Consider the following 14948-nt stretch of genomic DNA (forward strand, 5'->3'; position numbering starts at 1 on the left):
GCGGGCGAGCACCAAAGCTCCACGACTCACTGGGTCTTGCCTGGATGCAGGGCTCCGTGCCAACGAACGCCTCCCCCTCACAGACGTGGACGGTGCTTCTGTTCCGCCGGGACCGCCGACCGTGCGGGCTCAGCCACACCGGCCGATAGTGCAGTCGCGGACAGTCGCATGGTCGTAGTCCTGCGGGCGGCTTCGGCGCGGGGGTTGGGTGCGGGGTTGCGGCTGGTGTGCTGGATGCGGGTGATCAGGACGCGGGCGGGTTGGCGGGCGGTCGTGAGTTCGCGCTGAGCGGCGGCTTCCTTGAGGAGCTGGTGGGGTTTGTGGCCGCCTGCTTCGGCGTCGGCGAGGACGGTGGCGAGGGCCGGCCAGGCGGGGTCGGTGAGGATGCGGTCGGCGTGGTCGGGGACGGCGGCCCGGACGTCGTGGGCCAGGGTTCGGCGGGCCTGGTCGCCCGGCTGACGAGCGGCGAGGTTGTCGATGACCGGGACGAGGGCGTGGTCGGCGGCGGTGTGTAGGTGATGCAGGGCCTGGCGGGCGGCTTCGGCCTGGTGGGCGTGGTTCTTCGCCTCGTGCCAGCGGGCGGCGATGATCGTGGCCCAGACGAGTGCGGCAAGCAGGGCGGCGAAGGCGCTGCCGTCCGGACCGGTGGCGGTGCGGGCGACGTCGCGGGCTGCACGGCGCAGGGTATGGGCGGCCTGGTTCTCAGCGCAGATCTGGGAGCGCTGGGCGCGGGCGAATGTCCGTGCTGCGGTTCGCAGTTCTGGTCGGAAGTGGTCAGGGGCTTTCTGTGCGGTGGCCTCGATGAGTTCGCCGAGCGCCGTGATGTGGGCCTGGGCGTGGGTGTCGTCGGTCATGCCCTGGTGGAGGGTGTCGAGGGCGTCAGTGGCCTGGTGCCAGGGGGTGGTGGGGCGCTGTCGGCGTGCGGTGGGGTGTTCTTCGGATGCGGTGGTTTCGAGGCGGGCCTTGAGCTTGGGGAGGGTGAGGTCGGGGGCGATCTTTCCGCCGGGGTGGAAGATCTGTTTCCCGTCCTTGTTGAGGTCGCCGGGGCGGCTGGCAGCGTAGCCGAGGAGGTCTCCGGACGGTCCGCGGCGGGGTTTGATGGCGATGCCGTCGGCTTCGAGGTAGGCGAGGAGTTCCTCGGCGTTGCTGGCGTGGGGGATGGCGGCGCGGATGCGGTCCTGGAGCCAGTCGGCGCTGGTCTGTTCCCAGCCGAGGCGTTGAGCCTTGTGCATCTCTGCCTGGGTGGGGCGGCGTCCGGCGGTGCGGTCGCTCTTCTTCAGTTGGCGCAGGCCGTAGTCGGTCTCGATCTGGCGGCAGGCGTCGCCGACATGGATGCCGCTGCCGTGGAGTTTGGGACGGCGGCCGTCTTCGCGGACGGTGGTGGCGAGGATGTGGATGTGGTCGTCCGCGTGGCGTACGGCGATCCACCGGCAGCTGAGGTCGTCGCCCGGCGGGGCGATGCCGGCGGCTTCGACGATGCGCTGGGCGATGTCGGCCCACTCGGCATCGGAGAGGTGCCGGTCCTCGGGGGCCGCGCGGACGGGGCAGTGCCAGACGTGGTCGGTGATCTTCTTCCCGAACTCGCTGTTCCGGAGATGCACCGGCTCGTCCAGGTGGTGGGCGAGCTGGGTGAGGGTGGCGTCCGGGTTCCGGCCGGGGTCGGGCATACCGAGCATCGCGAAGCCCGTGACGATGTGCGGGTCGAGGTGCTCGTCGTGGCGGCCGGGGCCGTAGAGGTAGGCGAGCAGGCCACGGGTGTTGGTACCGGCCGGTTTGATGGCGGCTATCACGCGGCCTGCTCCTTCTCCGCCTCGGCGGGGGCACGCAGGGCCTGGGCGAGCAGGTCCAGCAGGTGGTGCAGCTCGTCGAGGCGGTGACGTACGTCGGGTGGGGTGAGGTCGCTGTTGAGTGCGCGGGCGATCTGGTTGACGTTGACGCCGATCCGGTTGAGTTCGCGCAGTACCTGGGCGCGGAACATGTGGGTGCGGCGACGGTCCTCGGACAGCGGCAGGTTCGCTGTGAACCGGCCGGTGATGAAGGCGAGGGCGATGTCCGCGGTGAAGCCGGATTCCCCTTTGTAGCCGTGCTCGGCTGCGGCCTCTTGGAGCGCGGCGTGCTCGTCTCCAGTGAAGCGCAGCGGGCCGACACGGACGGTCCGCTTGGTGCCGGTGAAGCGGCGGATCGTTGGTTGCACGCTCTGCGGTGCTCGTTCGCCGGCTGTCGGATCGGTGGCGGGTGCGGGGCTGAGGATCTGCTGCTGGACGGCGTGGAGCTCGTCCTGGTCAGAGCCGCCCTCGGCCCCGACCTCCCGGCCATGCGCCCCCTGGTGCTGGGCCGACTCCGCCACCCCTGGGGCGGAGATCCCCGAAGACCGGCCTTGAGTCGGACTCGGGGTACTACTGGCTCCGCCCGGGGCAGCCCGTCCGAACGCCCGACGCAGTCGGGACAGCAGCGTACGGGGCTGTGCCGAGGCGGGCGGCTCAGCGGAGGTGTCGTCAGGTAGGTGCTGGCTGTGCTGCATGGAAGATGCTCCAGATGCGGCTCGGCGGACAGGATCACGGCGACCCGGTGGCGCGAGCCATCGCGTTGTCACAGGTGTGGGGATCTGCGGGGCGACCGGCGTGTGCTCGGGTGACCGGAAGGGTTCCGGTCACCCGAGCACATGAGGCGTCAGCCTCCGGAGACCTTGATGCCAGCGGCTTCGAGTTCCGGCCGGAGCGACTCCATGACTTCGGTCTGCCGCGCGCTTCCGATCGTCAAGTTCTGTTCCTTCACGGCAGCTCGCAGCAGGCCACGCGTGAGTTTGCCGTGATGGCGACCGGCGGCCCGGCCGATGGCCTTCAGTTCTTCGATGGTCGCCTTCGGAGGACGGCCGCCGACTGGTTTGGCCTTCGGCACCGGGGACGTGGATTCCGTCCGCTCCTCGCCGGAAGCTTGCGGAACCTCGGCGGCAGCGTCCTGCCGTCGACCCTCGCCGTGCTCACCGACCGGCCGGTTCCGCACAGCTACGGAGCCGATACCGGATGGGGCATCGGTTGATGCCACATGCTGGTGGATCTGTCGCATCAGCACGCCGAACGCGACCATCGCGGCGGCCGGAGGGACGGCAGCGACCACGTAGTCGAGGAGCGGAACGCTGCGCTCGCTGTCCGCGTCGCTGACCCCAGCGACGTTCAGTGCGATAGAGCCGACCGATCCGGCAGCGGTTACGGCGACCGCCCAGAGGTCGGTCGTACGCCGGAGCGCAGCGCGCAGCATGAACAGTTCGCCGGCGACGATGAACGCGTCCAGGGTGGCGGGCCAGGCCCATCGGCGGATGGGGGATGCGCCAAGCCCGTGCGGGCCTGCGACATCGGCGAGGTGCGCGTAGGACAGCCAGAACGCTCCGGCTGTCAGAACCACGATGACGATGCCGGCAGCGCCGAGCACGAGCTGCTCTGCGTCGGCACGCTTCGGGCGCTGCCCTTCGGCTGGGACGTCATCTCGTGTCTGCGGTGATGACGTGGTGAGGTGCGGAGCGGTCAAGCGGGAATCTCCTTGGGGGTAGTGGGTGAGGGGCGTCTTTGCCGTCTTGTGCGTTGCACGTGCAGGTCAGCGCGGTACGGCAGCGCGCTGGACGTGCCGTCTTGACGGGAAGCTCTGGCGTCTTGTCCCGACTCGGGACAGGGGTGAGGCGGATCCGCCCCGGCTCGTGTCCGGGCGCCTGCATCCGCTGGGACGGCCGGTCGCGGCAGCCGTCCCAGCGAGCAGGACTGTGACCTGCTGCGATACGGCGAAGACGCCTGGGACGGGGCAAGACGGAGCTGGACGCCGTCCCCCTGCTGGCTGCACGTGCTCAGGCGCGTGCGCTGCCGTCTTGCCCTCGGCTGCCGTCTTGCTGCTGTGTGCCCTGACCTGCACGATCACGGCAGGGACGGCAAGTACGGCAACCAGGGAGGTGGGGGTCAGCTTTCGCCACGCCGAGCGTCGACCGGGTGGACGGTCGGGCAGTACCGCCGCCAGGCGTCCAGGAACTTGTTGCGCGTGTAGCCCTTGCGCTGAGTCCGGTCGGCCATGCGCACGTTGCCGGGCCGGATGTCGTAGTCGCGCAGCATCCCGCTGAGCTCCCGGGAGGTCAGGCCGTAGCGTCCACGCTCTCCCCACGGGGCTTCGGCATCCGCGTTCAGGTGGTGCAGGAGGTCTTCGGTGGAGAGGCTGTCCGCCTCCCACTGCGCGAAGAAGACCCGTCGAATGTCAGCGAGGATCCGCGCCCTCGGGTGGTCCTCCTCAGCTGCCACCTCGGCCGCGACCATCCGTGCGCACGCGATCCGCGCAAGCCGTGGCCAGCGACCGCCGGCCAGGTCCGCGATGATCACCAGAGGCTCCCAGGTGTCGGCGGCTCGATCCTCGACCGGCATCTCCGGCTCCAGGCTCGAAGCGTCCTCCAGTAGCGGGAAAGCCCAGGCACGGATACGGTCGCGCAGTTCGTGCAGGGCCGGGATGTCGCGTCGCGAGCGGAAGGGTTTGACCTTCTCGCCCTCGGCCCTGCGGCGCATACGGATGACGACGGATCGATCCATGACGGTGTCCGGCAGGTCACCGATCCCCGCGATGGCCGCCATGGCGAAGGTGGCGAACCTGTGCGGGGTGTGGTCGTTGCCAACGACCCGGGTGACGTACCGGCCGCGCTGGTGGCCGGCGTTGAGGAGTCCGCGTGTCTCCTCGTTCTTCTCCGCGACCTTGAGGCCGAAGATGGTGTCGGCCTCGTCCACCAGCAGCGTCGGTGGCTCCTCCTCGTTGATCGAGCGGAAGATGGCCGCTGGTGTGGTGTTGATGGTGAGCATCGGCTCGTGGACCGTCTCGGTCAGCACGTCCAGGAGTCGCGACTTCCCGCACCGTTTCGCAGGTCCCACCACTGCCAGCCGAGGGGCGTGCTGCCAGGCGGGCTGGAGCTGCGTCGCCGCCACCCAGAGGGTGGTCGCGTCCAGCGCCTCGGGAGAGGGCGGAACCACGAACTGGGCTATCTGGGAGCGCAGTTCGTCCAGCAGATCCGAGCCTGGCGTCGGCTCCGCGTCGGGAATGGTCTCCAGACCGCTTGCCGGGTCCGCCTCGCTGCCGTCAGCCGGACCATCGTGCATCTCCGATGTGGCATAGGCGGCCTGGGCCGGACCCAGATGAGTGCCGGGCCGGCCGGGGATGGCCGTGGCGGGCCAGGCCGCTCGGGCGGGGGTGGAATAGGAGTCGGGGTTCTCGGGTTGCACTGGGCGGCTCCTTGTCTGGCGGCTGCGGGCTTGCACGCCCTTGCCGCCGGGTCGGATCTCACGGGATTGCTGGGGAGTCCTGGAGCCTCCGGCGTTGCACCGTCGGAGGCTCTCCCTCTTCTCGCGGGGGTCTCGGTACCGCGAGCGACCACGGACAGTACGTCCACGGCGTGCCACAGTCCAGCGTTTCTGTGTCAGCTCAGCGCAGAAGCGCCTACGGCGCATCAGACGCCTCATGCGGCCAGCCCCAGCAAGGCCAACAGGTCTGCCGTCACCACCCGGTAGGCGTTCCCGAGCCTGAGCACCTTGCACGGGTACTGGCCGCGCTTGGCCAACTCGTAGCCCTTGCTCCGGCCGAGCCCCAACGCGCGGTTACCCGTCTCCAGGTCAACGGCCGCCGGGAGCCCCAGAAGCTCCTCGCGACTCATCCCCTTCGCCCCTCCGGCGTCCTCGTTCTGGCGCATGCGCACTCCATCCATGACTGAGCCCACGGCGAACGCGACCTCCGCGTCCGTCTCCAGGTCTTGGAATCAACGCTAAGCGAGCTAATGTGTCTGTATGACACAACGCCGAAGTCACCATGGATCGAGCAAGGCCGACGACGAGGACGACGTCCCGGAGTGGGTGGACCAGGTCATGGCCACCGTGGCCGCCGAGGTCCGCAGACGACGGAAGGAACTGGGTTGGAGCGCACAGGACTTGGCCGACAGGTGCGCGGAGATCGGCCATCCGATCCCCCGCAACGTCATCGCCAACATGGAGTCCGGACGCCGCTCCAACCTGCCCTTGGTCGACGTCATGGTGCTGGCCGAAGCCCTGAACACCCCACCCATCTGCCTCCTCTATCCCGTGGGCTACATCGAGGACGTGCAGCGGCTCCCGCTCCAGGACTCCACTTCCACCCTGGATGCGCTGCGCTGGTTCACGGGGGAGGAGACCGATCTCGGCGCGGACGACGACATGCTCCGCTACTTCCGAGCCCATCACGCCGCCCAGGAGCGGCTGCGAAGTGCGCGACGCGACGAGGAGTACGCGCGCTACCACGCCCAGACCGCCCCGAATGCCGACCGGAAGGCCGAGGCCCTCCGCTCCCAGGCCCGCGCCGCCGAGACGGCCGACGACGCAGAAGACCGCCTGCGCAGAGTTCGCGCCTTCATCGAGGAAGAGGGCGTCACGCCCCCGTTCCTGTGGCCCGACCTGGCCGACGTGATCGACTCATCCGGGAGCGATCCCGAAACCAGCGAGGAGAATGATCTTTGAAGGGCTCCACCTACCGCCGCTGCTCCTGCCGCGACCCGAAGACCGGCAAGGAACTCGGCACCTCCTGCCCCAAGCGCAACAGCAGGAACCACTGCACCTACTCCGTACGACAGGAGCTCTCACCCCGCGAGGACGGCAGCCGCCGCTCCTTCGCCCGTGGCGGATACGCCAGTCTCAAGGCAGCCCAGGCCGACCTCGACCACGTACGCGCCCTCCTCGGGCTCGCCGACTCGGACGACCCCGAGGGCACCGAACTCATCGCCGAGATGCTGGCCGAGGTCAGCCGCGAGCGATCTCCTCTACCCGAGGTTGAGGAGACGCGGCGGCGCCTCAACTCCGGTCAGGACCTCATCGGCAGCCTGACCGTCGCCGAATGGCTCGACCGTTGGCTGGCCGGCAAGCGCATACGCAAGTCCGGCCTCAACCGCTACGAGACCGACATCCGCGTCCACCTGAAGCCCCGCATCGGCAACCGGCGGCTGGACCGGCTGCGGGTCAGCCACCTCAGCGAGATGTTCACCGAGATTCGCGAGGCCAACGCCCAGATCATGGAGGACAACGCCCAGCGAAGGGCCGCGCTTGACGAGCTGGCGACGGTGCCGTGGAAGGGCATCGGGAACCGCGCCCGCCGCAAAGCCATGAAGGTCGCGATCGACGAGATGCCGCCCTTCCGCCGCATCACCGGCCCTGCCACGCGCCAGCACATCAAGGCCACCCTTCGCGCGGCCCTGAACGATGCGATCGGGCAGCAGATCATCACGTTCAACCCCGCCGCCCACGTCGAGATCGACCCCGTACGCAAGCCGAAGGCGCTCGTGTGGACGGACGAGCGGGTCGCCAAGTGGGGGCAGACGGCCGAGAAGCCGTCCCCCGTGATGGTCTGGACTCCTCAGCAGACCGGCGCGTTCCTCGACTTCGTCGCCGAGGACCGGCTGTACGCGATGTGGCACCTGATCGCGTTCCGCGGCCTGCGCCGAGGCGAGACGTGCGGCCAGCCGTGGTCGGAGACGAACCTCGACACCCACTTCCTCACCGTCTCCTCTCAACTCGTCCAGGACGGCTGGGAGGTGGAAGCGTCCGACCCCAAGACCGACAGCGGCTCCCGCGTGGTCGCCCTCGACGACGACACCGTCGACGTCCTGAAGCACCACCGCGAACGGCAGGAAACGGCCCGAGAAGAATGGGGCACAGCCTGGGTCGAGACCGGCCACGTCTTCACCCAGGAAGACGGCTCCTGGCTCCACCCCGGCAAGGTGACCGACCTCTTCGAGCGCCTCGTCGCCGCCTCCGGTCTCCCGCCGATCCGCCTGCACGATCTGCGCCACGGCGCTGCCACCCTCATGCTCGCCGCCGACATCGACATCAAGATCGTGTCGGACACCCTCGGGCACAGCGACACCCGCATCACGCGGGACATCTACCAGAGCGTCCTCCCCCACGTCGGCAAGAGCGCCGCCGAGGCCACCGCGAAGCTTGTCCCCCTCCAGCGCAAGGCCGAGGCCGAGAAGGCCGCGCGCAAGGCCGCGAAGAAGGAGAAGGCCAGGAAGGCTGCGGCCAAGGCGGCCGACGTCGGCAAGGGCAGCAAGGGCGGCGGCAAGCCGAAGCGGGACAAGGTGAAAGCCCAGGCCAAGGCCGCCAAGAAGGCCACCCGCCGCAAGCCCAAGAAGTAGGTACCGAGCGGCTCCGCTCACGCATCGCTCACGCAAGCAAAGTCTCGGCATCCAGGCCGTGTGACGCGTCATGCCCTGAGCAACAGAAAACCCCAGGTCACGGGCTATGTGACCTGGGGTTCTTCTGAGCCGCCTTCGGGATTCGAACCCGAGACCTACGCATTACGAGTGCGTTGCTCTGGCCAACTGAGCTAAGGCGGCGCGCCCTGTTCGCACCATGATGCGATCAGTAGCGACGCCAAGTCTACACAGTTTCCGGGGGTGCTCCGAACCAGCCTGCTTGGGCATCGTTCTCGCAGGTCAGGTGCACTTCTTGTGCGCGGGCGGCGGGGTGCCCTCCAGGAGGTACGTGTTGATCGCGGTGTCGATGCAGTCGCTGCCGCGTCCGTACGCGGTGTGGCCGTCGCCCTCGTAGGTGAGGAGGGTGCCCGAGGAGAGCTGGCCCGCCAGGGACTCGGCCCAGGCGTAGGGGGTGGCCGGGTCGCGGGTGGTGCCGACGACGACGATGGGGGCGGCGCCCTTCGCCTCGATGCGGTGGGCGGTGCCGGTGGCGGGGACGGGCCAGTGGCCGCAGTTCAGGGCCGCCCAGGCGAAGCCCCGGCCGAAGACCGGGGACGCCTTCTCGAAGGAGGGGAGCGCCTTCTCGACGGCCTCGGGGCCGGTGAAGGCGGGCGGGAGGTCGAGGCAGTTCACCGCGGCGTTGGCGAACATCAGATTGGCGTACTTGCCGCTCGGCTCCCGCTCGTAGTAGCTGTCGGCCAGGGCCAGCAGCCCGGAGCCGTCGCCCGACTCGGCACCGGCCAGCGCCGTGCGCAGCTGGGACCAGGCCGACTCGTCGTACATCGCCGCGATGACCCCCGTCGTGGCGAGCGATTCGCCCAGCTCGCGGGAGTCGCCCGTGGGGATCGGGTCCTGGTCCAGGCCGGCGAAGAGCTTCTTCAGCCGGTCCGCCGCATCGGAGGCGGACGTGCTCCCGAGCGGGCAGTCCGACTGCTTCACGCAGTCCTGCGCGAACGACTGGAACGCCGTCTCGAACCCCGCCGTCTGCGCCCGGTTCAGCTCCACCGACGAGAGCGAGGGGTCCATCGCCCCGTCGAGGACCAGCCGGCCGGTGCGGCCGGGGAACAGCTCGGCGTACGTCGCGCCCAGGAACGTCCCGTACGACGCGCCCACGTAGTTCAGCCGCTCGTCGCCGAGCAGGGCGCGCAGCATGTCCATGTCGCGGGCGGTCTCCACGGTCGAGACATGCGGAAGCACCTCGCCCGAGCGCTTCTCGCAGCCCGCGGCGAACTTCTCGAAGGCATCACTCAGCTTCGTGACCTCGGCGTCGTCGTCCGGGGTCTGGTCCACCTGCGTGTACGCGTCCATCTGCGGCCCGGTCAGACACTCGACGGGCTCGCTGCGCGCCACCCCGCGCGGATCGACGGCCACCATGTCGTAGCGGGCCCGCACCTGGGCGGGGTAGCCGATCCCGGCGTAGCCCTGGAGATAGCCGATGGCCGATCCGCCTGGGCCGCCCGGGTTGACCAGGAGAGAGCCGATCCGCTTGCCTGGGCCGGTCGCCTTCTTCCGCGAGACGGCCAGCTTGATGTCGCCGCCGTCCGGCTTCGCGTAATCCAGCGGCGCCTTCATCGTCGTGCACTGGAAGCCGCTGACTCCGCAGTCCCGCCAGCTGAGGTGCTGCGCGTAGTACGTCTTCAGGGCCGCCGGGACCGCCGAGGGCGAGGCGGACGCCGCGTCGGCGGAGGACGTGGCTCCCGACGACGCGTCGCCACCGCTGCACCCGGAGACGAGCAGGCCGGCGGTGCCGAGCGCGAGGGCGAGGGTGCGGAACGGGCGCCTGGTGTCCATGCCCGGAGCGTAGCCGCCGCCTCGCCGTTCACCCGATTCCTCGCTCTTTCGGGTGATTCAGCACGATGCGCACCGCCCCGCCCGTACCGCAAGGCCGGAAGACCCGTCTCAGCCCGCGCGCAGCGCCATCGTCATCGCCTCCACCGCCAGCAGCGGCGCCACATTGCGGTCCAGGGCGCGGCGGCAGGCCGACACCGCCTCGATCCGGCGCAACGTGCGCTCCGGAGTGGACGCGCGGGCGACACGGTCCAGGGCGTCCTCGGCGTCGGCGTTGGCTATCGCGATCCGCGAGCCGAACTGCAAGGCGAGCACATCGCGGTAGAAGCCGGTCAGCTCGGTGAGCGCCAGGTCGAGGCTGTCGCGCTGGGTGCGGGTCTTGCGGCGCTTCTGCTTGTCCTCCAGCTCCTTCATCACCCCGGCCGTGCCACGCGGCATCCGGCCTCCGGCGGCGGCCCCGAGCGCTGCCTTCATGTCCTCCGTCTCCTTCGCGTCCACCTCTTCGGACGCCTGCTTCGCGTCCTCGGTCGCGGTGTCGATCAGCTCCTGCGCCGCCTTGAGGCACCCCCCGACGTCCTCGACGCGCAGCGGCAGTTTCAGCACCGCGGCCCGCCGCGCCCGGGCCCGCTCGTCCGTAGCGAGGCGGCGCGCCCGGCCGATGTGCCCCTGCGTCGCGCGGGCGGCGGCGGCGGCCCGCTCCGGGTCGATGCCGTCCCGGCGCACCAGGACGTCGGCGACGGCGTCGACCGGCGGGGTGCGCAGGGTGAGGTGGCGGCACCGCGACCGGATCGTCGGCAGCACGTCCTCCAGCGAGGGCGCGCAGAGCAGCCACACCGTGCGCGGGGCGGGCTCCTCCACCGCCTTCAGCAGGACGTTGCCCGCGCCCTCGGTGAGGCGGTCGGCGTCCTCCATGACGATGACCTGCCAGCGCCCGACGGCCGGCGAGAGCTGGGCGCGGCGCACCAGCTCACGGGTCTCCTTCACGCCGATGGAGAGCAGGTCGGTGCGGATCACGTCGACGTCCGCATGCGTACCGATGAGGCTGGTGTGGCAGCCGTCGCAGAAGCCGCAGCCCGGCGCCCCGCCCAGCGCGCGGTCGGGGCTCGTGCACTGGAGGGCGGCGGCGAAGGCCCGGGCGGCGGTGGAGCGCCCGGAGCCCGGCGGACCGGTGAACAGCCAGGCGTGCGTCATCTTCGAGCCGGGCGGCACCGGCTCCCCCACCGCGTCGGCGGTGACCAGCACATCGGCGTCCCGGGCGGCGGCGCCCAGCTGCTCCTGCACCCGGTCCTGGCCGACCAGGTCGTCCCATACGGACATGGGCACCGCCTTTCCGCTTCGCTCGACGCGTGGCTCCCGTCGCTCCGGTCTCCCATTGTGCGGGACGGGTCCGACAACACGGACGCCGATGGCCCCACACCAGGGAAAGGTGAGGGGCCATCGGCGTCGTCCCGTAAGGGTGTCCCGGTCAGCGGCGCGGCCGTCGTCCCCGGCCGCCCGAGGACTCCGGGCCCTCGTCGTCGTAACCGCCCAGCAGCTCGTCGGCCAGGCTGGGCAGGTCGTCCAGCGGGGTCTCCTCCGCCCAGTCGGGCCGGGGGCGCCGGGGCCGCTGCCGCTCCGCGTGCGGGTCGGTGATCTGCGGCAGCTCACGGGTGCGCTCGTTGTCGCCCTCCGCCGGCCGCTCGTCCCGGAAGATCCCGCGCGGCACCCGGCCGGCCGGGTCGGAGTCCTGTGCGCCGGCACCGCGCCCGGTGTCCTGCACGGCGGGCAGCACGGTCGTCTCCTCGGAGTCGTCCGAGAACTTCGGGATCACCGTCGTCTCGTCCTGGTCGGACGGCCAGGGGCCGCGCCCCCGGCCGGAACCGGACGCCGCATCCCCGGGCGCCGCGTCCCCGGGCGCGGGAACGGGCTGCGTGATCTCGTTCGGGTCCACGATCGGCGTGGGCACGGTCAGCTCGTTGTCGGGCCCGGCGGGCTCGCCGCCGCCGCCGGAACCGCCGGCCTCCGGGGACTCCCCGGAGTCCTGCCGCAGCCGGGATTCCTCCTCCCGGGCGGCCCGGGCGCGGGCTTCCTGCCGCTCGGCCAGGGCGCGGGCCTCCTCCTCGCGGGCGGCCCGCTCACGGGCCCGCTCCTCGGCGGCAGCCGCTTCGGCCCGAGCCTTCGCCTGGGCCTCCGCTTCAGCCTGTCGGCGGGCGGCCTCGGCCCGGAGCAGGGCCTCCTCGGCCTTGCGCTGCTTCTCCAGCCGCGCGGCCTCGGCCTCCTTGCGGAGCCGGGATTCCTCTTCCGCCTGCCGACGCAGCCGCGCCTGCTCCGCTTCGTAGGCCGCTTCCTCGGCCTCGCGGCGCGCACGCTCGGCCTCGGCGACGCGGCGCGCCTCCTCGGCACGCTGCCGTTCCTCCTCGGCCTTGCGGGCGGCTTCCTCCTCTACCCGGAGCCTGGCCTCCTCGGCGCGCTGCCGGGCCTCCTCCGCCTGGCGCTCGGCCTCGCGGCGGCGGGCTTCCTCCTCCTCGCGGCGCTTGCGCTCCTCCTCCTCGGCACGGAGCTTGGCGAGCTGTTCCTGCCGCTCGCGCTCCAGGCGCTCCTCCTCGGCCTTGCGGGCGGCCTCTTCCTCGGCGCGGCGCCTGGCCTCTTCCTCGGCGGCCTTGCGGGCCTCCTCGCGGGCCCTGATCTCGGCCTCGGAGAGCGGCAGGACCTGGTCGAGGCGGTGGCGTACGACGGTGGTGATGGCCTCCGGTTCCTGCCCGGCATCCACCACGAGGTAGCGCGTCGGGTCGGCCGCGGCCAGGGTCAGGAAGCCGGAACGCACCCGGGCGTGAAACTCGGGCGGCTCGGACTCCAGCCGGTCGGGCGCCTCGGTGAACCGTTCCCTCGCGGTCTCGGGCGCGACGTCCAGGAGGACGGTCAGGTGCGGTACGAGGCCACTCGTCGCCCAGCGCGAGATGCGGGCGATCTCGGTGGGAGCCAGATCGCGGCCCGCGCCCTGGTAGGCGACGGACGAGTCGATGTAGCGGTCGGAGATGACGATCGCGCCGCGCTCCAGGGCCGGGCGGACGACCGAGTCGACGTGCTCGGCGCGGTCGGCGGCGTACAGCAGGGCCTCGGCCCGGTTGGAGAGCCCGGCCGACGACACGTCGAGCAGGATGGACCGCAGCCGCTTCCCGATCGGGGTCGCGCCCGGCTCACGGGTGACGACGACCTCGTGGCCCTTGGCCCGGATCCAGTCGGCGAGCGCCTCGACCTGGGTGGACTTGCCGGCTCCGTCGCCGCCCTCCAGGGCGATGAAGAACCCGTTCGCGGCGGGCGCGACGGCCGGGTCGCCACCGCGCAGCGCCTCGCGCAGATCGCGCCGCAGCGGTACGCCGGAGCGGTCGTCCGTCTTCGCGAGGACGATGACCGCGACGGGCAGCAGCAGGGCGCCGACCAGCATCAGAGTGAACGCGGCGCCGCCGTGCGCGAAGACGAAGTCGCCGACGGTCAGCCGGTGGGTGCCGATGGCCGCGGCGACCAGGGGTCCGCCGACCGCGCCGAGGGCGATGAGAATCCGGACGACGGCCTGGAGGTGCTCGGTGATCCTGGTCCGGCGGGCCTCCTCGGTCTCCTGGTCGACCAGGACATGACCGGTGTTCGCGGCGACGCCCGCCGCGTATCCGGCGAGTACGGCGAGCAGGACGACGGTCGCGGTGTCCGGGACGAGGCCCATCACCAGGAGGGCGATGCCCGTGACGGCGGTGGCGAGCGAGAGCATCCGCCGCCGCGACAGGGTGGGCAGCACCTTCCCCGCCGTACGGATGCCCACACCCGTACCGCCGGTGAGGGCCAGAACCAGCAGGGCGAGGGTGACGGGCCCGCCGCCGAGGTCGCTGGCGTGCAGCACGGCGACGGCGGCCGCGGCCGCGATGGCTCCGGCGACCGCCGCGCAGGTGGCGACGATCAGCGGGATGGAACCGGTGCGGCCCTTGTCGGGGCCCTTCCCCGCGGACGGCCGGCGCAACCCCTCCAGGGGCGAGCGCGGGCGAGGCGTCTGCGTACCGGGCAGTTCCAGGAAGTACAGGGTCGAGATGGAGGCGGAGAACAGCCCGGCCGCGACGTACGAACCGAGGGCCGCCTGGTGGAAAGAGAACCAGTCCAGGCCGGAGCCCAGCAGACCGCCGATCACCGTCGCCACCAGCAGCACGGCGGCGGCAAGCGGAACGGCCGCGAAGTCCGTACGCAGGGACAGCCGGCGCAGTGCGTCGAGGTGGTCCGGCAGCGGGCGCACGGCGGCGCCCTCGATCGGCGGGGCGGGCAGCAGCGCGGGCGCCGCGCTCTCCTTGGCGACGGTCCAGAGCCGTTCGGCCGCTCCGGCCACGAAGACGGTGACGAGGATCATCGTGAGCGCGTTGGCGGGCGTCCAGTCGATCCACAGGGGCGCGACGACGAGCAGCAGGAGCCGCAGCCCGTCGGCCCCGATCATCAGCCACCGCCGGTCGACCGGCCCGCCCGGTGCCGTGAGCGACGTCAACGGCCCGAGAAGTACGGCTCCGAAGAGCAGGGTGGAAATGATCCGGGCCCCGAACACCGCGGCGACGGCAAAGGCCGCCCCCCGGTATCCCGTCCCGAGTGAGCCCTCCAGAACCGCCGCTTGCAGCGACAGCAGCACCAGCACGAGAAGGGCGAGTGCATCGCCGGTACCGCCGACGAGCTGGGCGCTCCACAACCGCTTCAGCGGAGGAACACGCAACAGGGCTCGTGCGGCACGCTCGCGTGAGTCTGCGGCAAGTGCGTCGGAGGTGGGGCTCACGACCGTAGGCTGCTCGGCTCGCGTCATCCGCCCAGCCTAACGGGACACCCACATCCCCCGTGCCCCGCCCGCCAATCCAGCCCCGCCGGCGTTTGAGGCGCGGGGCCCGGGGCAGAGCCCCGGTTTCGGGAAGGGGCGGGTAGGGGAAGACGC

10 protein-coding genes and 1 tRNA gene are annotated in these 14948 nt (G+C 71.3%); 2 read left to right on the top strand and 9 right to left on the bottom strand.

The features are described from left to right. Window positions 1-77: 77 nt before the first annotated feature. The 5 genes from OG338_RS13090 to OG338_RS13110 form a co-directional block, all read right to left on the bottom strand. The gene (locus OG338_RS13090) at window positions 78-1790 is read right to left on the bottom strand and encodes a relaxase/mobilization nuclease domain-containing protein (RefSeq protein ID WP_405937507.1); all 1713 of its coding nucleotides are present in this window, start codon (window positions 1788-1790) and stop codon (window positions 78-80) included. Next, window positions 1787-2347: a MobC family plasmid mobilization relaxosome protein gene (locus tag OG338_RS13095; protein WP_405937508.1), complete on the bottom strand. Its 561-nt coding sequence runs from the start codon at window positions 2345-2347 to the stop codon at window positions 1787-1789. The genes OG338_RS13090 and OG338_RS13095 overlap by 4 nt, the downstream gene beginning before the upstream one ends. Before the next feature lie 323 nt (window positions 2348-2670). Beyond that, window positions 2671-3525, bottom strand: a complete 855-nt coding sequence (locus tag OG338_RS13100; RefSeq protein ID WP_405937509.1) for a DUF2637 domain-containing protein — start codon at window positions 3523-3525, stop codon at window positions 2671-2673. Between the two features lie 419 nt (window positions 3526-3944). Continuing rightward, window positions 3945-5240, bottom strand: a complete 1296-nt coding sequence (locus OG338_RS13105) for a DUF3631 domain-containing protein (protein ID WP_405937510.1) — start codon at window positions 5238-5240, stop codon at window positions 3945-3947. Between the two features lie 233 nt (window positions 5241-5473). Then, the gene (locus tag OG338_RS13110) at window positions 5474-5704 is read right to left on the bottom strand and encodes a hypothetical protein (protein WP_037630553.1); all 231 of its coding nucleotides are present in this window, start codon (window positions 5702-5704) and stop codon (window positions 5474-5476) included. Between the two features lie 94 nt (window positions 5705-5798). Between OG338_RS13110 and OG338_RS13115 the strand changes: the two genes are divergently transcribed. Both OG338_RS13115 and OG338_RS13120 read left to right on the top strand, forming a co-directional pair. Continuing rightward, window positions 5799-6500 (top strand): helix-turn-helix domain-containing protein, encoded by a 702-nt coding sequence (locus OG338_RS13115; protein ID WP_003949672.1) that lies wholly within the window; start codon window positions 5799-5801, stop codon window positions 6498-6500. After that, window positions 6497-8170: a tyrosine-type recombinase/integrase gene (locus OG338_RS13120; RefSeq protein ID WP_405937511.1), complete on the top strand. Its 1674-nt coding sequence runs from the start codon at window positions 6497-6499 to the stop codon at window positions 8168-8170. Before OG338_RS13115 ends, OG338_RS13120 begins: the two co-directional genes overlap by 4 nt. A 127-nt stretch (window positions 8171-8297) precedes the next feature. Here the strand turns inward: OG338_RS13120 and OG338_RS13125 are convergent. The 4 genes from OG338_RS13125 to tmk all read right to left on the bottom strand — a co-directional run bounded on the left by OG338_RS13125 (window position 8298) and on the right by tmk (window position 14822). Next, window positions 8298-8371, bottom strand: a tRNA-Thr gene (locus OG338_RS13125). Window positions 8372-8470: 99 nt separating this feature from the next. Further along, a complete protein-coding gene (locus tag OG338_RS13130) occupies window positions 8471-10021 on the bottom strand; it encodes an alpha/beta hydrolase (protein ID WP_405937512.1) in 1551 nt (516 codons plus the stop codon). 108 nt (window positions 10022-10129) lie between these two features. After that, on the bottom strand, window positions 10130-11335 hold the full coding sequence (locus tag OG338_RS13135; protein WP_405937513.1) for a DNA polymerase III subunit delta': 1206 nt from the start codon (window positions 11333-11335) through the stop codon (window positions 10130-10132). A gap of 148 nt (window positions 11336-11483) precedes the next feature. Continuing rightward, complete coding sequence (gene tmk / locus OG338_RS13140; RefSeq protein WP_405937514.1) at window positions 11484-14822, bottom strand: dTMP kinase; 3339 nt, start codon at window positions 14820-14822, stop codon at window positions 11484-11486. Window positions 14823-14948: the final 126 nt, after the last annotated feature.

It is taken from the genome of Streptomyces sp. NBC_00726, assembly GCF_045161735.1.
Classification (GTDB): domain Bacteria; phylum Actinomycetota; class Actinomycetes; order Streptomycetales; family Streptomycetaceae; genus Streptomyces.